This is a genomic window from Thermodesulfovibrio sp., assembly GCF_049969575.1.
Classification (GTDB): domain Bacteria; phylum Nitrospirota; class Thermodesulfovibrionia; order Thermodesulfovibrionales; family Thermodesulfovibrionaceae; genus Thermodesulfovibrio; species Thermodesulfovibrio obliviosus.
The window spans coordinates 25,115-48,441 of record NZ_JBMFOO010000008.1 but is presented as its reverse complement, the minus strand read 5'-3'; the positions used below and the strand labels follow the sequence as shown (position 1 = coordinate 48,441).

18 protein-coding genes are annotated in these 23,327 nt (G+C 34.8%); 15 read left to right on the top strand and 3 right to left on the bottom strand.

Annotated features, from left to right (window positions below; translation table 11 throughout):
• Positions 1-47: 47 nt before the first annotated feature.
• Complete coding sequence (locus ACP5O9_RS03370) at positions 48-1,220, bottom strand: class I SAM-dependent rRNA methyltransferase (protein WP_353685361.1); 1,173 nt, start codon at positions 1,218-1,220, stop codon at positions 48-50.
• A gap of 122 nt (positions 1,221-1,342) precedes the next feature.
• Here ACP5O9_RS03370 and ppdK point away from each other — a divergent pair, with 122 nt between their 5' ends.
• From ppdK to ACP5O9_RS03350, 4 genes are read left to right on the top strand one after another with little or no spacing between them, the layout of a single operon-like run.
• Positions 1,343-4,063: a pyruvate, phosphate dikinase gene (gene ppdK / locus ACP5O9_RS03365; protein ID WP_428723431.1), complete on the top strand. Its 2,721-nt coding sequence runs from the start codon at positions 1,343-1,345 to the stop codon at positions 4,061-4,063.
• 15 nt (positions 4,064-4,078) lie between these two features.
• Entirely contained in the window at positions 4,079-4,753 is a 675-nt protein-coding gene (locus ACP5O9_RS03360; protein ID WP_428723430.1) for a hypothetical protein, read from the top strand.
• Entirely contained in the window at positions 4,747-7,779 is a 3,033-nt protein-coding gene (locus tag ACP5O9_RS03355) for a UvrD-helicase domain-containing protein (protein WP_428723429.1), read from the top strand. Before ACP5O9_RS03360 ends, ACP5O9_RS03355 begins: the two co-directional genes overlap by 7 nt.
• Positions 7,769-10,561: a PD-(D/E)XK nuclease family protein gene (locus ACP5O9_RS03350; protein WP_428723428.1), complete on the top strand. Its 2,793-nt coding sequence runs from the start codon at positions 7,769-7,771 to the stop codon at positions 10,559-10,561. The genes ACP5O9_RS03355 and ACP5O9_RS03350 overlap by 11 nt, the downstream gene beginning before the upstream one ends.
• Here the strand turns inward: ACP5O9_RS03350 and dapF are convergent.
• The gene (gene dapF / locus ACP5O9_RS03345; protein WP_428723432.1) at positions 10,498-11,328 is read right to left on the bottom strand and encodes a diaminopimelate epimerase; all 831 of its coding nucleotides are present in this window, start codon (positions 11,326-11,328) and stop codon (positions 10,498-10,500) included. The genes ACP5O9_RS03350 and dapF overlap by 64 nt on opposite strands.
• An 8-nt stretch (positions 11,329-11,336) precedes the next feature.
• The gene (gene lysA / locus ACP5O9_RS03340; RefSeq protein WP_424904526.1) at positions 11,337-12,593 is read right to left on the bottom strand and encodes a diaminopimelate decarboxylase; all 1,257 of its coding nucleotides are present in this window, start codon (positions 12,591-12,593) and stop codon (positions 11,337-11,339) included.
• Between the two features lie 81 nt (positions 12,594-12,674).
• Here lysA and ACP5O9_RS03335 point away from each other — a divergent pair, with 81 nt between their 5' ends.
• The 11 genes from ACP5O9_RS03335 to nuoH all read left to right on the top strand — a co-directional run bounded on the left by ACP5O9_RS03335 (position 12,675) and on the right by nuoH (position 23,322).
• Positions 12,675-14,612: an aconitate hydratase gene (locus tag ACP5O9_RS03335; protein ID WP_353685355.1), complete on the top strand. Its 1,938-nt coding sequence runs from the start codon at positions 12,675-12,677 to the stop codon at positions 14,610-14,612.
• Between the two features lie 298 nt (positions 14,613-14,910).
• The gene (locus ACP5O9_RS03330) at positions 14,911-16,158 is read left to right on the top strand and encodes a sulfite exporter TauE/SafE family protein (RefSeq protein WP_428723427.1); all 1,248 of its coding nucleotides are present in this window, start codon (positions 14,911-14,913) and stop codon (positions 16,156-16,158) included.
• A gap of 2 nt (positions 16,159-16,160) precedes the next feature.
• The gene (locus ACP5O9_RS03325; RefSeq protein WP_424904529.1) at positions 16,161-16,550 is read left to right on the top strand and encodes a sulfite exporter TauE/SafE family protein; all 390 of its coding nucleotides are present in this window, start codon (positions 16,161-16,163) and stop codon (positions 16,548-16,550) included.
• Positions 16,551-16,564: 14 nt separating this feature from the next.
• Entirely contained in the window at positions 16,565-18,652 is a 2,088-nt protein-coding gene (locus tag ACP5O9_RS03320; RefSeq protein WP_428723426.1) for a molybdopterin-containing oxidoreductase family protein, read from the top strand.
• A gap of 12 nt (positions 18,653-18,664) precedes the next feature.
• Positions 18,665-19,171: a 4Fe-4S dicluster domain-containing protein gene (locus ACP5O9_RS03315; RefSeq protein WP_353685351.1), complete on the top strand. Its 507-nt coding sequence runs from the start codon at positions 18,665-18,667 to the stop codon at positions 19,169-19,171.
• Positions 19,155-19,679 carry an NADH-quinone oxidoreductase subunit B gene (locus ACP5O9_RS03310; protein WP_424904531.1) on the top strand — a complete coding sequence of 175 codons (525 nt, stop codon included), beginning with the start codon at positions 19,155-19,157 and terminating at the stop codon, positions 19,677-19,679. The genes ACP5O9_RS03315 and ACP5O9_RS03310 overlap by 17 nt, the downstream gene beginning before the upstream one ends.
• Positions 19,661-20,866, top strand: a complete 1,206-nt coding sequence (locus ACP5O9_RS03305) for an NADH-quinone oxidoreductase subunit D (RefSeq protein WP_424904532.1) — start codon at positions 19,661-19,663, stop codon at positions 20,864-20,866. The genes ACP5O9_RS03310 and ACP5O9_RS03305 overlap by 19 nt, the downstream gene beginning before the upstream one ends.
• Entirely contained in the window at positions 20,863-21,444 is a 582-nt protein-coding gene (nuoI, locus tag ACP5O9_RS03300; protein WP_353685348.1) for an NADH-quinone oxidoreductase subunit NuoI, read from the top strand. The genes ACP5O9_RS03305 and nuoI overlap by 4 nt, the downstream gene beginning before the upstream one ends.
• Positions 21,441-21,824, top strand: coding sequence for an NADH-quinone oxidoreductase subunit A (locus ACP5O9_RS03295; protein ID WP_353685347.1), 384 nt, complete (start codon positions 21,441-21,443; stop codon positions 21,822-21,824). Before nuoI ends, ACP5O9_RS03295 begins: the two co-directional genes overlap by 4 nt.
• Complete coding sequence (locus tag ACP5O9_RS03290) at positions 21,809-22,333, top strand: NADH-quinone oxidoreductase subunit C (protein ID WP_353685346.1); 525 nt, start codon at positions 21,809-21,811, stop codon at positions 22,331-22,333. Before ACP5O9_RS03295 ends, ACP5O9_RS03290 begins: the two co-directional genes overlap by 16 nt.
• Entirely contained in the window at positions 22,330-23,322 is a 993-nt protein-coding gene (gene nuoH / locus ACP5O9_RS03285; protein ID WP_428723425.1) for an NADH-quinone oxidoreductase subunit NuoH, read from the top strand. The genes ACP5O9_RS03290 and nuoH overlap by 4 nt, the downstream gene beginning before the upstream one ends.
• Positions 23,323-23,327: the final 5 nt, after the last annotated feature.

Below are 23,327 nucleotides of genomic sequence, written 5' to 3'. Positions count from 1 at the left end.
ACAACACGGTGTCAAGAAAAAGGTAAAAACTCCTTTTGAATAGATTTTTATGTGAGGCAATAAGGTACTTTAATGATGAAGCACTTTAAATATGCTGTTTCTGGCATACTAAGCAGAATTGGATGGTCTTTGCTTTGTGTCCCCTTGTAAATTATTTTTCCTGATTTTTTATTTTTTAAAAAAGCTTCTTTAATGATTTCATAGAATTCGTATTCAGAAATGTGATGAGAACATGAAGATGTAGCGATTACACCATCTTTTTTTAATAGTTTTAATGCTAATGTGTTTAGATTTATATAGCCTTCAATAGCATCTGTTTTCTCAGCCCTTGATTTTACAAAGGCTGGAGGATCAACCACTATAAAATCGTATTTTTTATTTTTCTTTATCTCCCATTTTAGGTAGTCAAATACATCAGCTTTAACAAATTTGCATTTTTCAGTAACATTATTTATCTTTGCGTTTTCTTTAGCTAAATCTATTGCATTTTGAGAGTTGTCAACTCCTATAACCATTGCTCCATTCTGAGCAATATGTATACTCCATGCGCCAACATAACAGAAAAGGTCAAGTCCTGTGCCGGATGTAATCAGTTTTTTTAGAAAAATTCTGTTTTCTCTCTGGTCAAGGAAAAAACCTGTTTTCTGTCCATGAAGAGGATCAAATAAAAAATTAACATTATCCTCGGTGATCATGGGAAGTTTTTTTAATTCTCCTTTAATTATTTGTTTTTCAATCGGGAGTCCTTCCTTCAATCTTGATGGGGAATCATTTTTTAGAATTATTATTTCTGGACAAAAAACTTCATCGAGTATTTTAATTATAATTTCTTTAAACTTTTCCATTCCTGCAGTCAATATCTGAATTACCAGGCATTTGTTATATTTATCAACAATCAATCCCGGAAGAAAATCTGATTCACTGAAAATCACTCTGTAGGTTTCTCCAAATCCCAAAAATTCTTCCCTATATCGTTTGCTTTGTAGAATTCTAAGTTTGAAAAATTCATTATCAATTGTTTCTTCTTTAAAACTGAGAAGTCTTACAGAAATTGTAGATTCTGGATTTATATATCCTGTTCCAATAATTTTATTTGTTTTTAATTCATACACTCTCACTAAAGTTCCAGGAGAAAGCTCAGATACATCAGAGACTATTTCATTTTTGTAAATCCAAAGTCGTCCATATCTTTTAGATGGTTTAACATAAATCTTCTCCATGAAGCTTAGTTTGAAGGCAGTTAAGTTGAAAAGTCAAGTCAATTTCTTGAAAAAAACTACTGTCTCATATTAATATAAACAGCTGTAATTAAATAATTTTATCGTCAGGAGGAGCCTGTAATATGGCATCTAAATCTAAAAATCAAAAGAAAGCTGTTAAGGTAGCATCAAACACTAAAAAAGCACCACTTAAGAAAAAGTATGTTTACTACTTTGGTGATGGAAAAGCAGAAGGCACAGGACAGATGAAAGATCTTCTTGGAGGAAAAGGTGCAGGACTTGCTGAAATGACCAATCTTGGAATTCCTGTTCCTTCAGGATTTACTATTACTACGGAGGCTTGTAGAGAGTATTTTAAACTGGGCAAAAATTTTCCGAAAGGAATGTGGGATGAAGTTTTAAACAATCTTAAAAAAGTTGAAAGATCAATGGGTTGTAAGTTTGGAGACTCAAAAAATCCTTTGCTTGTTTCAGTAAGGTCAGGTGCAAAGTTTTCTATGCCTGGAATGATGGACACTGTTTTAAATCTTGGATTAAATGATGACACCTTACAAGGATTAATAGATAAAACAAAAAATGAGAGATTTGCCTATGATACATACAGAAGATTTATTACAATGTTTGGAAGCATTGTTACTGATATAGATAGAAAAAAATTTGAAGATTTATTGGATGAAGTAAAGAAGAAAAAAGGAGTAAACTTAGATACAGAACTTGATGCAAAAGACTTTAAACTCCTCGTTAAAAAATATAAAGAGCTTTATAAAAAAGAAACAGGACATGATTTTCCTCGAGATCCCTATGAACAGCTTAAAATGGCAATCAAAGCAGTGTTTGACTCCTGGTATGGAGACCGAGCAGTAACATACAGAAGGCTTCATGGAATACCCGATGATCTTGGTACTGCATGTAACATTGTTGCGATGGTATTTGGAAATATGGGTGAAAACTCTGGAACAGGTGTGGGATTTACAAGAGATCCATCAACTGGAGAGAAAAGATTTTTTGCAGAGTTTTTACCAAATGCGCAGGGCGAGGATGTTGTAGCAGGAATCAGAACACCTTTAAAGATTGAAGAATTGAAGAAAAGGATGCCCAAGATATATTCTCAACTTGAAAAAATATGTAATAAACTTGAAAGACATTACAAAGACATGCTTGATATAGAATTTACAATTCAAGAAGGCAAACTTTATATGCTTCAAACAAGAGTAGGCAAAAGAACAGCCAGAGCTGCAATAAAGATTGCTGTTGACATGGTAAAGGAAAAATTGATTGATAAAAAAACTGCTCTTTTAAGAATAGAACCAGAACAGCTCAATCAACTTCTTCATCCCACTATTGATCCTAAGGCAAAAGTTAAAGTAATTGCAAAAGGGCTTCCCGCAAGTCCAGGTGCAGCTGTTGGTAAAGTTGTATTTTCTGCTCAGGATGCTGAAGAATGGGCAGCAAAAGGACAAAAAGTTATTCTTGTAAGAAATGAAACATCTCCTGAGGACATTGGTGGAATGGCAGTTGCTCAAGGAATTCTTACAGCTCGAGGAGGAATGACTTCTCATGCTGCAGTTGTTGGAAGAGGAATGGGTAAATGCTGTGTTGTAGGATGTGGCGCAATAAATATTCATGAAGAGGATAAATATTTTACTGTTGGTGACATTACAGTAAGACAAGGAGACTCTATTACATTAAATGGAACTACAGGAGAAGTTATTCTCGGTGAGGCTCCTCTTGTTATGCCTGCACTTCCAGAGGAGTTTTATACAATAATGCAGTGGGCTGAAGAATTCAGCAAACTTCAGGTAAGAGCAAATGCTGATACTCCAAAGGATGCTCGTGTTGCAAGAGATTTTGGTGCAGCAGGAATTGGTCTTTGCAGAACTGAGCATATGTTCTTTGATCAAGAAAGAATTAAGGCATTCAGAGAGATGATTCTTTCAGATTCAGTTGAACAAAGACGAAAAGCTCTTGAAAAAATTAAACCATATCAGAAAGAAGATTTTATTGGTATATTTAAAGAAATGAAAGGATTGCCAGTTACCATAAGGCTGCTTGATCCTCCACTTCATGAATTTTTACCAAAAACAGATGAAGAAATAGAGATTCTCTCAAAAGAAATGGAAGTCTCGGTCAAGAAAATTAAGAGTAAAATTAAAGCTCTTGAAGAGTTTAATCCAATGCTCGGTCATAGAGGCTGTCGTCTTGGAATAACCTATCCAGAGGTTTATGAGATGCAGGTAAGAGCCATTATGGAAGCAGCCTGTGAACTGGCAAAGAAAAAGATTAAGGTTATTCCAGAGATAATGATTCCTCTTGTTGCCCATGTAAATGAATTAAAAATAATGAAAGATTTAACTGTTAAAACAGCTGAAGATATCACGAAACAGTATAAAGTGAAAATTGATTACAAAGTTGGCACAATGATAGAGCTTGCACGTGCTGCAATAACAGCAGATCAGATTGCTCAGGAAGCAGAATTTTTCTCATTTGGAACAAATGATTTAACTCAATCTGTGTATGGACTCTCAAGAGATGATGCAGGAAAGTTTTTACCATTTTACATTGACCACAAAATAATTGAAGAGGATCCATTTATATCAATTGATACTGAAGGGGTAGGGCAGATCATGGAAATAGCAGTTAAAAAAGGAAGAAAAGTAAATAAAAATCTTAAACTTGGAATATGTGGTGAGCACGGTGGAGATCCAAAATCAATAGAGTTTTGCCATAAAATTGGACTTGATTATGTGAGCTGCTCTCCATATAGGGTTCCAATAGCAAAGCTTGCTGCTGCTCATGCAAAACTAAAAGAAAAAGGAGGAGAGTTGATAAGAGCTACAGTATAAAACGTATAATAAACTATGGCTACTATCTCTAACATAAAGGATAAAATAAAAAAGGTCTTTCCAGTCAAGCAAGCTTCTGTTCTTTTTGAAGTGGTTGATATTGTAAATGAAACAGTAAAAGTAAGTGATTTTAATGAACTCAAAGAGATAGTAAGAGAGCTTGCACACACTCAAAAGGAGCTTGCAGAAGCGCAGAAGAGGACAGAGCAAAGATTAGAGGAGCTTGCAGAAGCACAGAAAAGAACAGAAGAGGAAGTTGCAATTTTGGCAAAAGGCTTAACACAATTAAGGAAAGAAGTTGGTGGACTTAGTCTTACAATGAGTTATGCCTTTGAAAATGAATCTTATAGAATGTTACCAAAATTTTTAAAGGAAAATTATGGAATTGAAATTAAAGAGAAACTCATAAGGGCAGAAATTGGAGGTAAAGAAATAAACATATTTGGCAAGGCAAGAAAAAATGGTAAAGAAGTTTTTATAGTTGGTGAATCAAAATTAAGGCTTGATGAAAGAAAAGAACAAAGTATCGAAAAGGTTTTTAACGAACTTGAAGAAAAAGTTAAAGCAGTGCAGGATGAGTATGGAAAAGTTGATGTTGTAAGAGTATTAATAACTCATTATGCTACTAAAGGATTTCAGAAAAAGGCAAAGGAAAAAGGGATTATTATAGTTCAGAGTTTTGAATGGTAACTCAGTTACCCCATTATGTTATTCTGAAGGCTTCTGCTGGTTCTGGAAAAACGACAGCCCTTACTGAAAGGTTTGTATATTTTTTACTTTCCGATAACATTCCTAATAATTCATTACGAAATATTCTTGCTATAACCTTTTCTAATAATGCTGCCTTTGAGATGAAATCAAGAATAATAGACTGGCTTAAGAGTTTATACTATAAAGAAGAAAGTGCTTTAAATAGATTTTCAAAAATTCTTAATTTGTCCCATGATGAGCTTTCAGTTAAAGCCTGCCAAATACTTGATGAGATACTCAATAATTATTCAGATTTTCAGGTAAAGACAATTGATAGTTTTATGACTTCAATTTTTAAGGCTTCTGCTCTTGATTTTGATTACAATCCTGATTTTGAGATTCTCATGAACAACGAATCTCTTCTTCAGTTAAGTTATGATCTGTTTTTAAAAGATGTGCAAGAGAATTTTGTAAAAACTGAGTTTTTTAAAAACATTATAGAGATTATAAGTTCAAACAGTAACACATATCTCTGGAATCCATCAGAAAGAATTTTTGATGAAATTAAGGGATTACATATTAAAATTCATAACACTCATAAAGAATTTATAGTTATTGATAAATACAAAAAACTAAAGGAAGAAATTGAGGCAAAGCTTGAAAAGACGATGCAGGTTCTTCAAAAAGAAATCAGTTCATCAGGGTTTGAAATAAATCGTTCAACGAGGATTCTTGAAGATTTCAATAAGATCATTGAAACCAAAAATTTTAGAGAACTTTTAACAAGAGGACTAAAAAGGCCACCGATAAATAAACCTAAAAAGCAGAGTTTACTGGAAAAATACGAAAAATTTTTGAATTTATGGAATGAATTTCTCGAAGAACTAAAAAAATATGCTTTTTATTATGCATTAACTTTTTACCTACCCTATCTTGAAGTTTATCAGAGTTTCAAAACTTTATTAAATCAGATAAAACAAAAGGAATGTAAAATTTTCATTGAAGATATTAATAAAATTCTTTCAGAGTATCTGAATAACTCAATTGTTCCAGACATATACTTCAGGTTAGGCGAAAAAATACATCATTTTTTTATTGATGAATATCAGGATACATCTCCACTTCAGTGGAATAATTTAAAGTTTTTAATTGAAAACACACTTGCTGAAAAGGGGAGTCTTTTTGTTGTTGGAGATACAAAACAGGCAATTTATACTTTTCGTGGAGCTGATTACAAGATAATGAAAGAGCTGGAAGAAAAAGATATATTTCCTTCAGCATACAAAATAATTAAAACTCTTGATAAAAATTACAGAAGCAAGAGGACAATTGTTGATTTTGTAGTCAAAATTTTCACGGAAAAAGTTTTAACTCATAAAGTTTATGCTGAACCTGCTAAGTTTACAGGATTTCATGAGTGCTATCAAACTGCAGCAGAAAATTCTCAAGAAGGTTATGTGGAAGTAAAAGCTTTCAGTGAGAATGAAGAAGAGGATTTTGAAATAAAAAAATATCTTTTAGAGTGTGTAAATAATATTACTCAAAGAGGTTATCTTTTGAAAGATATAGCAATACTTGCATTCAAAAATGAGCAGGTTGTAACTATCACTCAATGGTTAAATGATTTGCAGTTGCCTTTTATATCTTACAGCAGCCTTGATGTGAGAAAAAGAAAAGTTACATCAGAGATTTTAAGTCTTTTACAATTCCTTGATTCTCCCTTAGATGATTTTTCCTTTTGCAGTTTCTTACTTGGTGATATATTCAGAAATATAGTAAAAATAGAAGCAATAAACTTCCAGCCCGATGAATTTCTTCTTAAATACAGGGATGAAGCAGCGCTTTATAAACATTTTGAGAAAGAATTTCCACAACTATGGGAAAAATATTTTAAGCAACTTTTTAAACTTTCAGGATATTTACCTGTTTATGATTTGCTCTCAGTAGCATTAAATAATTTTAGGGTATTTGAAACTCTGCCTGATGAAGAAGCAACATTTCTTAAATTACTTGATCTGGTTAAGAACTTTGAAGAAAAAGGATATAACAATATTAAAGAAATAATAGAATTTTTTGATAGTCCCGCGGATGATAACATATGGAATATAGCAACTCCAGCTGATATAGATGCCATACAGGTTATGACTATTCATAAAGCAAAAGGATTAGGATTCCCGATAGTTTTTGTTTATTTAGAAAACGATGGAAAACCAAAAAATAAATATATTTTTCATGAAGTTGAACAGGGAGTTCATATTTTAAAGATTACGAACCAGATGGCTGAAAAAAATGAATGGTTAAAGCAAATAAAAAAAGAAGAAGAAAAATCAGAAATTGCAGATTTACTAAATACCCTTTATGTTGCTTTTACCAGAGCAGAGGATGAATTATATATTTTATGCAGAACTGACAAACAAGACAAACTACCTTTTGATATTCTATCAGAATACTATAACAGCAAGATAGGGCATAAATCAGCTAAAAATAAATTATTACCATTAACAGAATCTTCAGTAATCAATGCCTATCATTATCCTGTATCCTTTGATTTCTCGGTTCCCGATGAAATAATGCATTTTGCAGAAAAGAAGAGAGGAGATTTTATGCACTTTATTCTTGAACAGATTGAATACTTTGAAGAAGGAGTTCTGGAAAAGATAGAGTCTCAGATAGAAATGTTAAATAAATACTGCCATACAAATTTTTTAGCCTCTCAAATAAAACCATTGATAATTGATATGATCAATCATCCTGATATGGGAAGATTTTTTAAACGAGGGTATGAAAAAATTCTTAATGAATTTGAAATTATAGATAAAGAAGGCATTGTCCACAGAATTGATAGAGTTGTTGTTGATAAAGACTCAGTTACTGTAATTGACTACAAAACAGGCTATCCACAGGATGAGCATTTCTCGCAGATTAAGCTTTATATGACATTATTATCAGAGGTTTTTAAAGATAAAAGAGTTAATGGATACCTTTACTATCTTGATTTACGAGAGGTGAAAAAAATTGATAGATAAATTGAATTTTCTAAAAGAGGAACAGATTATTGCAATTGATAGCGCTGAAGACATAATTCAAAAAATCGTAGATATTATTTATAGTGATGGATATGATTATTCTGCAAATTTTATTGTTTTTCCAGGGAAAAGACCATCACATTATTTAAAAAAAGTTCTTGCTCAAAAAATAAGACAGTCCTTTATTCCACCTAAGGTTTTTTCAGCAGATGAGTTTGTAGAATTGTTATTTAGAAAAACGAGTAATGCTTCTCCAATTGAAACAATTGAAGCTGTTGGCATCATCTATGAAATATGTTTAAAACACAATTTATTGAGTCCTTTTTTTAAAAAGTTTGATAACTTTATCTCCTTTGGTTTCAAACTTTTTAACCTTTTTGAAGAACTTTACATTGAAGAAATTCATATAAATAAGCTTAAAGAAGTGGAGACTCTAATTGATATTCCGATAAAATCCCAGGAAAAATTAAGATTTCTTTCAGTGGTTTATGAGAATTTTTATGAAGAATTGATCCGAAAGAATCTGTCAACCAGAGCATTAAGATATAGAAAAGTGGCTGATTCTGTGAATTTGCAAGATCTGGAATTTAAAAATTTGATTTATGCTGGTTTTTTTGCTTTTACAGCCTCTGAAAAAAGAATTCTTGAAAAGCTATCTAAGAGCAAAAACTTTTATTTTATTTTTCAGAAAGAACCTGAATTTAATGAAAAACTTTTCAGTAAAATAAATCTTTACAGTTGCCCTGATACGCATGCAGAGGTAAAGGTAGTGGGTAGAATTATGGAAAAATCAGCGATTGATGAAAAAACAGTTATAGTTCTACCAAAATCTGACACACTTTTTCCTCTTTTAAGACAGGGTATCCCCTTTTTGAAGGAGGAAAATTATAACATATCAATGGGCTATCCACTGAACAGAACCCCAATTTATGGATTTTTTATTAATCTCTTTGAAGTTGTAAATTCCATTGAAAATAATAATCAGTTTTATACTCCTTTGTATCTGAAATTTATACTTCATCCATATACAAAAAATGTTCTTATTAAAAACAGTGCTGAATTGAGCAGAATTATTTTTCATGAAATGGAGAATTTGTTAATATCTAAAGAAATTACCTTTGTTGAGCTTGAATGGATTGAGAAAGAAATACCAGTAGCAGTAGCTTCAAACTTAAAGGATTTCAATCTTACAGTAGATGATATAAGACATCACATTGAAATGATTCATAACAACACAATAAAAAAGTTTACATCCGTTAAAAATATTGAAGAATTTATAAAGAACTGTAGAGATGTGCTTATTTTTGTTTATGAGAAAACTACAGCAAGATTTCATCCTTTATTTTATCCCTATGTTGAGGCTTTTATCGCTCAATTTGATAAAATTCTCAACTCTTTGATAAAGAATTTTCAATTTGAGCATTTAGCGTCATATTTCAACTTTTTTAAAAATCTTATTATGTTTGGAAATGTTCCCCTTCCCGGTACACCTCTTAAAGGCTTACAGATACTGGGGTTTCTTGAGACTAGAAACATTAAATTTAAAAAAATTATATTTCTTGATTTAAATGAGGGGATTTTCCCTCCGCTTTCAGAAGATTATTTGATGCCTTATAAAGTAAAAAAGATTCTTGGTTTGCCTACTTATCATGATAGAGAAAAACTTATTTATTACTATTTTTCACTTTTAATAGATGGTGCTGAAGAGGTTCATCTTTGCTACATAAAAAATGATAGAAATGAGAGATCCAGATTTATTGAAAAAATTATATGGGAGGCAGAAAAAAGCATATCTCGGAGAATTGATATATCTGTAAAGTCGCTTTCTTGGGCAGTAAATCTAACAACAAGAAAACCTGCTGAAATTTATAAATCAGAGGAAACAATGGAAGTTATAAATAATCTATGTTTTTCACCTTCTGCAATTGATGATTATCTTGACTGTGGATTGAAATTTTATTATTCCTATGTGTTGAAATTAAAAAAGAAAAAAGAGCTTTCCGCTGAACTTGAACACTCTGATATTGGCACGATTGTTCATGAATCATTGAAAGAATATTTCAAGTTAAGAAAAAATAAAAAACTCAATCCTGATGATTTTGGAAATGATATAGAATTTATTGTCAGGGATATATTTTTAAAAAAGTATGGCAGTAAAATAACAGGTAGAGCTTATTTAATAAAACTTCAGATACTTCAAAGGCTTTTTCAATTAATAGAGTATTACAAAAAATTGAGTAAAAATCATCGGTTAAAAATTCTTGAAGTGGAAGAACTCATAGAAGAGCGTATTTTTAATGTAAATTTTAATTATAGAATAGACTTAGTTGAAAGCATAGATGAGTCTATCAGTATTGTGGATTACAAGATATCAGGAACTGAGCAGCATTACAAAATAAAATTTGATAAACTTGATATAGCTGATAGAGAAAGCTGGCACAAATACATTGGCAGTCTTCAAATTCCTCTTTATATTCTGCTGTATGCAAAAAAACACAAACTCAATGTTTTTGATTTGAAAGGTTGTTACTTTCTGCTGGGAAAAGCTTTGCTCATTGATGATACAATGAGATTTGATCCTTTAAATCAAAATGACAGAAAAGAATGCCTAAAAATTGTATCAACTGTGATAGAAAAACTGATTAATGAGATAAAGGATAAAGATATTCCCTTTTTACCAGCTTTTGATTTCAAGAGTAAATGCAGACTCTGCGATTATCAGCCAATTTGTGGAACTTTGACAGTTCCTTCAAAAACTTCCTCAGCAGGACCTGTCATATAAATGTGTCCATCCTCTGCCCATTCAATCAGTAAATCTCCACCAAGCAGATGAACTGTAACTTTTTTCTCTGTAAGTCCTTTTACCATTGCAGCAACTGCAGTAGCACAGGCTCCTGTTCCACAGGCAAGGGTTTCTCCTGCACCTCTTTCCCAAACGCGCATTGTTATTTCATGCGAATTTTTTACATAAGCAAATTCTACATTTGTTCTCTTTGGAAAGATTGGATGATTTTCAATCAGTGGACCATATTTTGTAACAGCAAAGTATTTTGGTTCTTCATCAAGAAATATAACTGCATGAGGATTCCCCATGCTTATGCAGTTTATCCTTGCGTGCCATCCACTGATTTCAAGGATTAAATCAAAAGCCTTTTCACCTTCTATATCAACTGGAATTTTTGAAGGACTGAATTCAGGTTCTCCCATATCAACCTGAACAAGCTCGCCAATCTTTCTGGGTTTAATAATTCCAGCAAGTGTTTCCACCTCTAAAATTTCTTTATCTGTTAATTTTCTATCCCATATATACTTTGCAAAACATCTTATTCCATTTCCGCACATCTCAACCTCTGAGCCATCAGCATTAAAAATTCTCATTTTAAAATCCGCAATCTTAGAAGGATACAAAAGCAAAAGCTGGTCAGCACCAATACCAAAACGTCTGTCACAGTATCGGATTGCAAATTTTTCAGGTTCTGGTAAATTTTGATTTAGGCAATCAATCAATATAAAGTCATTGCCAAGTCCATGCATTTTTACGAAATTAATTTTTCCCATTAGAGCAAATCCTCCGGTATGATTTCATTTTTTATTAAATCTTTATAGGTTTCACGCTTTCTTATCAATGCATACTGTTCACCCTTTACAAGGACCTCAGCAGCTCTGGGTCTGCTGTTGTAGTTTGATGACATGCTGAATCCATAAGCACCAGCACTCATTACAGCAAGATATTGCCCTGGAGAGACTTTCTCAATTTCTCTATCCTTTGCAAGGAAATCGCCTGATTCACATATTGGACCAACAACATCTGCCACAATTTTTTGTCTTTTTCCCTGGGTTACTGGCAAAATTTCATGATAAGAGCCATATAAAGTAGGCCTCATAAGATCATTCATGCCTGCATCAACTATTATGAAGTTTTTCACATCTGTTTGTTTTGTATATAAAACTTTTGTAACAAGAATTCCGGCATTTCCAACAATTGATCTGCCTGGTTCAACTATTAATTTGCCTTTTTGATTTTTAATTAAAGGAATTAAGGCATTTGCAAGCTCTTTTGGATGAGGAGGTTCTTCATCTTTATAGGTAATTCCGAGACCACCGCCAATGTCAATATATTCTATATCCACATCTGCCTGAGCAAGTTTTTCATAAAGTTCAAGGAGTTTCCTCAGAGCCTCCACATAAGCATCTGTTTCTGTAATCTGTGAGCCAATGTGTTTATGTATTCCGATTATTTTTATATTTTCAAGGGACTTTGCCACTTTGTAGTATTCAACTGCCTTAGCTATGGGAATTCCGAATTTGCTTGTTTTCAATCCTGTTGCAATATATTTGTGTGTTTTTGGATCAATATCAGGATTTATTCTTAAGGCAACTCTTGCCTGTTTTTTCAGTTTTTTCGCTATCTCGTTTATTTTGTAAAGCTCTAATTCAGATTCCACATTGAACATAAGAATATTATTCTTAAGTGCATACTCAATTTCTTCTTCTGTTTTTCCAACTCCTGCGAAAACGATTCTAAAAGGTTTTATTCCTGCTTTCAATGCCCTGAAAAGTTCTCCTCCAGATACAATATCTGCACCAATTCCAAGTTCAGCGAAAAGAGTTAGTATTGCAAGGTTTGAATTTGCTTTTACAGCATAGCATATAATGTGCGGTATTTCGCAAAAGGCTTCTTCATAGGCTCTTATGTGTCTTATTAAAGTGCCATAACTATAAATATAAAGAGGAGTTCCAAACTCTTTTACTAATTCCTTAACAGGCACATCCTCTGCAAAGAGTTCTCCTTTTCGATAAGTAAAAAAGTGCACAGCATCCTCCTTTTTGAATTTTTGTGAAGTATAATATTATACTAAATCTTTCAAGGATTTGTGATATGAAAGGAGGATTCAATGGGAAAAAATATTGTGGAAAAAATAATGGAAGCCCATCTTGTATCTGGCGACTTAAAGGAAGGAAGCCTTGTTAGCTTAAGAGTTGATCAGGTTTACACTCAGGATGCTACAGGCACAATGGCATGGCTTGAATTTGAAGCGATCGGACTTGACAGAGTAAGAGTACCTCTTGCAGTTTCCTATGTAGACCATAACATGCTTCAGAGTAATTTCATGAATGCTGATGACCATTTATTTTTAAGAACTGCTGCTGCTCGTTTTGGTGCTTATTTTTCAAGACCTGGCAATGGTATATGTCATCAGGTTCATCTTGAAAGATTTGCTGCTCCAGGTTTAATTGCTCTTGGCACAGATAGCCATACACCAACAGGTGGTGGAATGGGAATGATAGCAATAGGAGTTGGTGGACTTGAGGCAGCTTCTGTTATGGCAGGAATGCCTTTTGAGTTTACTATGCCCAAAATTGTTCGTATAAATCTTTTTGGAAAGCTCAGAAGACCCTATGTTACTGCTATGGATGTTATCCTAACTCTATTAAAAATGCTTTCTGTCAAAGGAGGAGTAGGGAAAATATTTGAATATGGTGGAACAGGTGTTAAAGACCTTTCCGTAACTGAGAGAGCAACAATAACAAACATGGGTGCAGAACTTGGTGCAACCACCTCCATTTTCCCGAGCGATGAAAATACTCTCAGATTTCTTAAAGCTCAGGGAAGGCGGCATCAATGGATACCTCTTGAAGCAGATGAAGATGCTGAATACTCTGAAATTATAGAGCTTGATTTATCGGAAATTGAACCAATGATAGCGCAACCTCACAGTCCTGACAATGTGGTGCCTGTAAGGAATATCAAAGGAACAAAGGTTCATCAGGTATGCATTGGCTCCTGCACAAACTCTTCCTACAAGATGATGAAGACAGTTGCTTCAATTCTCAAAGGAAGAACAGTTCACGAGGATGTGACTCTTTTTATAAATCCTGGGTCTAAACAGGTTTATGAAATGCTTGCTCATAATGGTGATATTGAAACAATGATCAGAGCTGGCGCAAGAATTCTTGAATCTGCCTGTGGTCCTTGCATTGGAATGGGAGGCGCACCAGGAAGCGGTCAGGTCTCTGTTCGTTCCTATAACAGAAACTTTAAAGGAAGATCAGGAACAAAGGATGCCCTTGTTTATCTTGCATCTCCAGTAGTTTGTGCCTTAACAGCCATCAAAGGCGAGATAGTTGATCCATTTGAAGCAGAAATTCCTTTAGAGGAAGTCAATGAGCCTGAGGTTTTCTCAGTAAATGACAATATGCTAATTACACCAAAAAAAGATAGAAATATTAAAATAATCAAAGGTCCAAACATAAAAGAAGTTCCAGTAAAAGAACCCCTTGAAGAGACAATCCAGGCAGAGGTTTTACTCAAACTTGGAGACAACATTACAACTGATGATATTTTACCAGCAGGCTCCCAGGTTTTACCTTACCGATCAAATATACCAGAAATTTCAAAGTTTACTTTTAAAAATATTGATGAATCCTTCTATTCAAGAGCAATGGAGGCAAAAACTAAGGGTGGAGGAATTATTGTAGGAGGTGAAAACTACGGACAGGGCTCTTCTCGTGAACATGCTGCAATTGCACCAATGTATCTTGGTATTAAAGCTGTTATTGCTAAATCTTTTGCAAGAATTCACAGGGCAAATCTAATTAACTTTGGAATTCTGCCACTGTTATTTTCAAATCCGGAAGACTATGAATCTATTGAAAAAGGAGATATTCTAAAAATTGAAACTCAGGCTATAAAAAATGACCAGAGGTATACAGTTGTAAATCTTACAAAAAATAAATCCTTTGATGTTTATTCAAATCTGAATGCAAAGGAAAAGGAACTAATTTTAATTGGTGGTCTTTTGCCATATGTAAGAAATAAGGTTTTAAGTTAAAAAAATTAATCTGCTGTTCCATTTGGGACAGCAGCCCTTCAAAACTGTTCCATTCTGGACAATTGTCTCAACTTAAGTTTCTTATTTTTCAATAAGTTATCTGTGGCATATTTTTTGTTAATCTCTTTTTTAAACTCTTTTCAGGAGGTAATTCATAGAAAAATTTTAGTGGCAGAGGAAATTCTTTAAGAAAAGGGGGTGAAAGGGCAAACAGTGATTTTTGGAGGCATTCCAGCTGATGTAGTAGTTGATTATACAAATTTTGATTGCAAGATGAAAAAATTAAGGAGGAAGACTTATGAAACAATTTTTAACCTTTATCACAATTTTGATTGTCATTGTATCTTTTTCCACAGTGGGGTATGCTCAGAAGGCAGCGGAAACAAAGCCTGCAGAGCAGAAATCAGCAGAAGCACTGTCAGAGGGAAAGATTGAAATTAAGGTTGACAAAAACCAGCTTTCAGGTGGTGGTAAGATAACAATTACTGGTAAAGCACCAGCAGGACGAGATGTGTATATTGAAGTATGGTCAGAAAAAACAGTGAGAGCTGCAAGGCTTGATTCAGATCCTGACCCAAAAACAGGAAAGAGGCCTTATATTTTCTACATGACCGATGAGATGCCTGGCTTTTACAAATTAATTCTTCCAGAAAAGTATAAATCTGTATTAGAGGAAGAAAAAGCCAAAGGTAAGAAGTGGAGCGTTTCTGAAATTATAAAAAAATCTGGTGCTGATACAGTTTATGGTTATCCAGCAAAAATCAAAATTGATAGATACCAGACAACTCTCTGGGCAAGCATAATTGGTTCAAGAGGCACAAAGCTTGAGCCAATGGATGAAAAGGAAAACAAGCGTAGGTCCATGCAGTTGTTAAAAGCAAGATTTAGAAGCATTGGAGCTATATTTTCATCCAATCTAAAGATTGAAGAGAATGGCTCTTTTAAAGCTTCAGTTGAGCTTCCATCAAATGTAGCTCCTGGAAAATATTTCGTGGTTGCCAAAGTTGATAAGGATATAAAAAGTGAACCTGTTGTAATTGAAAATGTTGTATCCTTTCCAAATGTTTACTTGCCAAATGCTGGAAGAACTGTGAATATATTCTGGCCATTCCTTCTAACATTAGCAATTACCACATTTGGTGTTGTTATGGGTGCTGGTGGTGGTTTTATTTTAAATCCAGTTCTTGTAATGCTGGGTCTGCCTCATACAGTAGTAGCTGGTTCAGTTATGCCAACAGTTCTTTTCTCTCAGGCAACAGGAATATATAATTATTCAAAAATCAAATTTATAAGCTGGAAACTTGGAATTACTCTTGGATTAGCAATGGCAGTTGGAGGATTTATAGGGCCAAAACTTACAGAATTAATAACTCTTGAGCAGTATAAATTTCTTTTCGGTTGGGTTCTCATTATACTTGCAGCATTGATGTTCTGGCAGACAACTCCAAAGTATCTTGAAAAAAATAAGAAAGAGCAGGCAATTTTAAAAGAATTTAAAAAGAGAGCTGAAGAATCAGCAAAGAAAAAATCAGAAGGAGGTAAATAACTATGAAAATAGAATTCTGGGGGCAGGAATTTAAAGCAAATTTAGCCATAGGTATACCAGGCGCTTTTCTTATTGCAATAATGTCATCAATGTTTGGATTTGGTGGTGGTCCTTTTATGGTTCCTCTTATGACAGTGTTTATGAGGCTACCAATGTATGTTGTCGTAGGAAGTTCTCTTCTTGCAATTTTCTTTAACACTCTGATGGGAACTGCAAGGCATTACGGATTTGGAAATTTCGATTTAATCTTTTTCCTTATAATGTTTCCAGCAGCTATATTAGGTGGATTTATAGGTCCAAAAATTGCTAAAAGGATTAGTCCTATTGCAGTAAAAAGAGTTGCTGTTGTGGGTCTTCTTATTCTTGCTTTAAGTCTTCTTGGTGTATTTTAAAAAGGAGTAGAGATATGAAGACATCGGTATTCAGTGTCTGTGGAATGTGTTCAGCAAGATGCCCAATAAGAGTTGAAGTGTATGATGGAAGAGTTACATGGATAGAGGGAAATCCCTATGTCCCTGGCATGGAGGGAAGCCTCTGTGCCAGGGGTTCTGCTGGAGTTGCACTTCTTTATGACTTTGAAAGGCTTCAGTATCCAATGATAAGAACAGGACCAAGAGGTTCTGGACAGTTTAAACGTGTCAGCTGGGATGAAGCATTCAACTACATTGCTGAGTCAGTAAAAAAAGCACAGGCTCAGTATGGGAATAAAACTGTGGCACTTCTTGACCGAGGTGCAGGACTTTTTGGTGAGATGCAAAGACTTATTGTAAGAGGATTAGGTTCACCAAATTACTTCAATCATGATGATTTGTGCAGAAAAAATGTTGATCTTGCCTATCAGAGTTTACTTGGATATGCAAGACCGGAAGTTGGTTATGACTGGGCAAATACAAGGCATATTGTTCTTTACGGAAGAAATGCCTTTGAAGCACTTGGTGTAAGAGAAGCTAACAATATCATGAAAGCTCTTGAAAATGGAGCAAATCTTACATACATTGATGTAAGAGTCTCCAAGACAGCTACAAAGGCAACAAAATATCTTCAAATAAGACCAGGAACAGATTATGCTTTAAATCTTGCACTCATACATGTGATACTTAAAGAAAGCTTATTTGACAGAGACTTTGTTGACCGTTTCATAATAGGTCTTCCTGAACTTGAAAACTTCATAAAGCCTTACACTCCTGAATGGGCTGAAAAGCAAACAGGTATTCCAGAATATGAAATTATATCTCTTGCAAGACAGCTCAGTACTGACAAGCCTCGGGTAATTCTTTATCCTGGCTGGTTTGCTGCAAGATACATGGATGCCTTTTATTTTGCACAGTCTGTAATAATTTTAAATGCTCTTTTGGGTAGCATTGAGCAAAAGGGTGGTCTAATACTTGCAAAAACACCCAAAGAAGTAGGTGCAAAAGGACTTAACAGCCTTCTTGAAAAGATTCCTGCACCTCAGGAAAAAAGAGTTGAAGCTGAGGAAGGAAAAGGATTTCTTTATGATGGTGCAGGACATATTCTACATCTTTATAGAGCTATTAAAAAAGGTGAACCCTATCCAGTAAAAGCCCTTTTTGTTGTAAGATATGATCCCTTTGCAGGCATACCTCATAAAGACATTGAAGAGATACTAAACGGACTTGATCTGCTTGTAACCATTGATGTTAATTACTCTACAACTTCTTGGTATGCTGATGTTGTTTTACCAAATTCTACATATCTTGAAAGAAGTGATATACTTGGTATGCAAAGAGGAGCAAAGCCTGCCTTTATTATGAGAAAACAGGCAGTAAAACCAATTTATGATACAAAGGCAAGATGGGAGATTGTAAAAGGAATTCTCGCAGCTTCAGGCGCTGGAGAATATATGCCCTATGAGACAATAGAGGATATATGGAACTACCAGCTTGAAGGAACAGGTGTCAAAATTGAAGATTTTGATAAAACAGGTCAGGTTGCTCTATGTAAAGATGCAAAGATGTATAGTAGAGATGAGCTTAAGTTTAAGACACCTTCAGGTAAGGTGGAGATTCTCTCAACCAAGATGGCTGAAAGAGAGGTTCCATATTTCCTTGAGCCGATTACTCCAGCAAAACCCAATATTGAGGAAGGTGAATTCAGACTTGTTTTTGGAAGAATGGCAGTTCATACTCACGTGCGAACCCTTAACAATAAATATCTTAATGAAATTATACCAGAAAACGAACTATGGATAAATGATAAAATTGCAGCACAGATGGGCATAAAGAACGGTGATTGGGTAGAAGTTTCTTCAGGAGATTTTTCAGGGAAGATAAAAGCAAAGGTTACTCCATTTATTCATCCAGAGACTGTTTTCATGTATAGAGGTTTTGAGAATGAAGTTCCATGGAAAACTCGTTCCTATGGAAAGGGATTAAATGAGGGCAGACTCCTTAAGGGAGCATTTGATAGAATGGCATATGGAAGCCATACAGGTGCCTTATTTGAAAACTTTGTAAAAGTAAAGAAAGCATAGGGAGGTGAAGGAATGAGTATCTATTTCATATACCAAGACCATGACCGCTGCATTGGCTGTTATGCCTGTGAGGTGCACTGTAAAACTAAAAATGAACTTCCTGTTGGTCCAAGACTTTGTAAAATCATTGAGACCGAGATAAAAATAGTAGGTGGGCTTCCTCGTCAGAGATTTGTCTTTATGCCATGTTTTCATTGTGAAGAACCCTGGTGTGTGAAAGCATGCCCAACAGGTGCAATGCAGAAACGCTCAAAGGATGGAATTGTTTTTGTTGAACAGTCTTTATGTGTGGGATGCAAATCCTGCATTACTGCCTGTCCATGGGGAGTTCCTCAATGGAATCCTGAAACAGGCAAAGTCGTAAAATGTGATTACTGTAAAGACAGAGTAGATCAGGGGCTTAATCCAGCCTGTGTAACAAAATGCACAACTAAGGCATTGAAATTTGTATCTGCTCAAGAAGCTTCAAGACTCAAAAGAGAAAAATTTGTGAAGGATACCTATGGCTCCCTATACTGATAAACATGAACTTATTGAAGTGGAAGAAGGGACAAAAATAATCAGGGGTAGTAATGTAATAATTACTACCGTTGACAGAATTGTAAACTGGGGTAGGTCTAACTCACTCTGGCCTCTTACTTTTGGGCTTGCCTGTTGTGCCATAGAGATGATGGCAGCAGGTGCTTCTCATTTAGACCTTGATAGATTTGGAATTCTTTTTAGAGCATCACCCCGTCAGGCAGATGTGATAATAATTGCAGGCACTGTTACATACAAGATGGCACCCATTGTAAAGAGAGTTTATGACCAAATGCCAGAGCCAAAGTATGTAGTTGCAATGGGAAGTTGTGCCTGCACCGGGGGAATTTTTAATACCTACAGCACAGTTCAAGGTGTAGACAAGTTTTTGCCTGTTGATGTTTATATACCGGGATGTCCACCAAGGCCTGAGGCTTTGATGTATGGATTGCTCAAACTTAAAGAAAAAATTATGAAAGAGACTGAAAGATGGGGCAGCTGGAAATAGAGAGAGTGAGCGAAACAACTTTTGTTCTTCAAATGGGACCTCATCATCCTGCCACTCATGGAGTATTAAAACTTCTCTGTGAGTTTGAAGGTGAAAGAGTAGTAAAAATTACTCCTGATGTAGGCTATTTGCATAGAGGAGTGGAAAAGCTTTCTGAAAGTAAAACCTATCCTGGTGCAATGACACTTACTGATAGACTTGACTATATAACAAGCATGACGAATAACATAGGATACTGCCTTGCAGTTGAAAAACTTATGTGCATTGAACCGCCACCGAGAGCAAAATTTATAAGAACAATGGTCAGCGAACTTTCAAGACTAAGCAGTCATCTGTTATGGCTTGCAACTCATGCCCTTGACATAGGTGCAATGACGGTGTTTCTTTATGCTTTCAGGGAAAGAGAGCAAATTTTACAATTCTTTGAAAAAATATGTGGTGCTCGGCTTACAGTAAGTTATCCAAGAATTGGTGGAGTAAGAGTTGATGTGAAACAGCATGTGCTTGATGAGATTTACAAATTCATGGAGATAATGCTTCAAAGAGTTGACGAGTATGAAAGCCTTCTTACAGAAAACCGTATATGGCTTGCAAGAACAAAGGGAATAGGTGTTATTACTGCAGAGAGAGCCATTTCAATGGGACTTACAGGTCCTGCTCTTCGTGGTTCTGGTGTTTATTATGACATAAGAAAACATGTTCCCTATGATGCTTACAGTGAGGTAGATTTTGAAGTGCCTCTTGGAGAAAATGGTGATACCTATGATAGGTATTTATGTAGAATTCTCGAGATGAGACAGTCAGCACTGATTGTAAAACAGTGTATTGAAAAGATGCCTAAGGGAGAGATAATTTCCGATAAATCTCCTGATCTGGATATGCCCCATCAGGGTAAAAGAAAAATTGAACCCGATAGCTCATTTTGGAGTGCTTTCATTGCATTCAGGGAGGAAAAACAGGAGATTATGCCAAAAGGAGAAATCTATTCAGCCATAGAAGCACCTAAGGGTGAGCTTGGCTTTTACATAGTAAGCGATGGTTCTGGAAAGCCTTATAGAATGCGGGTAAGAGCTCCTTCTTTTATTCATATCTCGGCAATTCCAGAACTCTGCGAGGGTCATCTGCTTGCTGATGTTATTGCAATTATTGGAACTCTTGATATTGTTATGGGAGAGGCAGACAGATGAACAAATTACTTAAAAAACTTCTTTTTATTGATCTACTCAAAGGCATGCTTATTACCTTTAAAACTATATTTACAAGCCCTGTAACAATTCGTTATCCAAAGCAGAAAAGAGCACTTGAACCTGGATTTAGGGGCAGACATGCTTTTGTTCGTGACTCTGAAACAGGAAAAGAGCGCTGTGTTGCCTGTACTAAATGTGCTCAGGTATGTCCAAGCCAATGTATTTATATCGATTACACAATCAACAATGACACAGGTGCGAGGGTTCTTACAAAGTATGAGATTGATGCATTAAGATGTATTTTTTGCGGATACTGTGAGGAAGTATGTCCGGTAAATGCTATTGTGCTTACAGAGTTTTTTGAGTATGCCTCCTATGACAAAAAAAGCAATTACTTTAATAAAGAAAGCCTGCTTAAAAACTGGGATGAATTCATGAAGCAATATGAAGGAGAGGATTACATAAACAAATTCTGGTATCTTCCTGGAATCAATCGCCATAGACTTCCTGCAGGTAAAAGACAGCCCAGAACTGTTTTAAAGTCAATCAATCTTAAAAACACAGAGGAGCAGCAATGATGGAGCCTGGTAACTACATTCCCTATAAATACTTACCAGTGCTAATTGCAATGATATTTGCTACTGTTTTTGGTTTTGGTGGACTTTTTATAAATAAGCTTTTAGCGCCAAGAAAGTTTAATCCTGTCAAATTCATTGTCTATGAATCTGGAAATCTTCCAAGTGGTGAACCAAGAGAAAAATTTTTTATAGGCTTTTTCCTTCTTGCTATACTCTTTGTTGTTTTTGATGTGGAGGTTATTTTCATTTATCCCTGGGCAGTTGCCTTTGATTTTATATCATTTGAAGGATTCTGGATAATGATTATCTTTATCTCTCTTATTTTAGTGGGCTACATTTATGAATTTTGCATAGGAGCACTAACATGGCACAGGAAGTAAAAGCGATTGAAGAATCTCTCAAAATTGCAAAAAAATTATCTGAAACATTTCCTGAGACAGTTCTTGAAATAAATGAATTCAGAGGACAGGTTTCAGTTACAGTAAAAAAGATAAAAATCAAAGAAGTATTGAGATATCTGAAAGAACAGCACGGATTTAATCATCTTCAGGACCTCTGCGGAGTTGACCATTATCCAGCGGAGCCAAGATTTGAGATTGTCTATAATCTTTTCAGTATCTGGAGAAGACTTCATATAAGAGTCAAGGCAAAGGTTGAAGGGGAAAATCCTGAAATTGATAGTATTACTGAACTTTGGAGCGGCGCAAACTGGCATGAAAGGGAATGCTTTGACATGTTCGGAATAAGATTTAATGGACATCCAGATTTAAGAAGAATTCTTATGCCAGAGGACTGGGATGGGCATCCTTTGCGAAAGGATTATCCTCTAAAAGGCAGGCAACTCTGGAGAGGATTCAGAGAGATTGTTGATGAGGGACTGAATAAATGATTGAACTGTTAATAATCTTCATCAAAACAATGGTTGTTTTTGGATTAGTGCTCGCTCATGTAGCTTATACAACCTATGCAGAAAGAAAAATTATTGGAAGAGCTCAGGCAAGAATGGGACCAATGGAAGTTGGACCTCACGGATTACTTCAGCCAATTGCAGATTTTATAAAGATATTTTTTAAAGAAGATATTGTGCCAGCAAATTCTGAGAAAATCATATTTCAGATAGCACCGGTTATAGTATTGATATTTACCATGATAAACCTTGCTGTTATTCCCTTTGAGAGGAATTTTATACTTGCAGACCTTAATGTGGGTTTATTATTTATATTAGCATCTGCATCCATATCTGTTTACGGAATTATTCTTGCGGGATGGGCATCAAATAGTAAGTATTCTTTCCTCGGAGGACTACGTTCTGCAAGTCAGGTTTTAAGCTACGAGATTGCTCTTGGGCTTAGCTTGGCTGGAGTAGTTTTGGCTGCTGGTTCACTTAACTTAAGAGATATTGTAATTGCTCAGCATAATTTTGCTTTAGGGATGTATGCAATTCCACAGATAATTGGTTTTGTTGTATTTATCATCGCAGCTTTTGCTGAGACCAACAGGGCACCTTTTGATCTTCCAGAGGCTGAAACAGAGCTTGTTGCAGGCTATCTTACTGAATACAGTGCTTTTAGATATGCATTGTTTTTTCTTGCAGAGTATGTTGCTATGTATATAATGGCATCTCTTTGTGCCTTATGTTTTCTTGGTGGATGGACGATACCAAGATTTTTGACCGATATTTTGCCTTTTCTTGAAAAAGTTCCAGGAATAATTTGGTTTGCTATAAAGGTCTATGCATTTATTTTTTTATATATATGGGTTAGAGCAACTTTTCCAAGATACCGATTTGATCAATTACTGAATATCGGATGGAAAATTCTCATTCCAGCAGGAATTGTAAATTTATTAATCGTTGCTTTTGTCAAGAAGTTTGTATAGAGGTG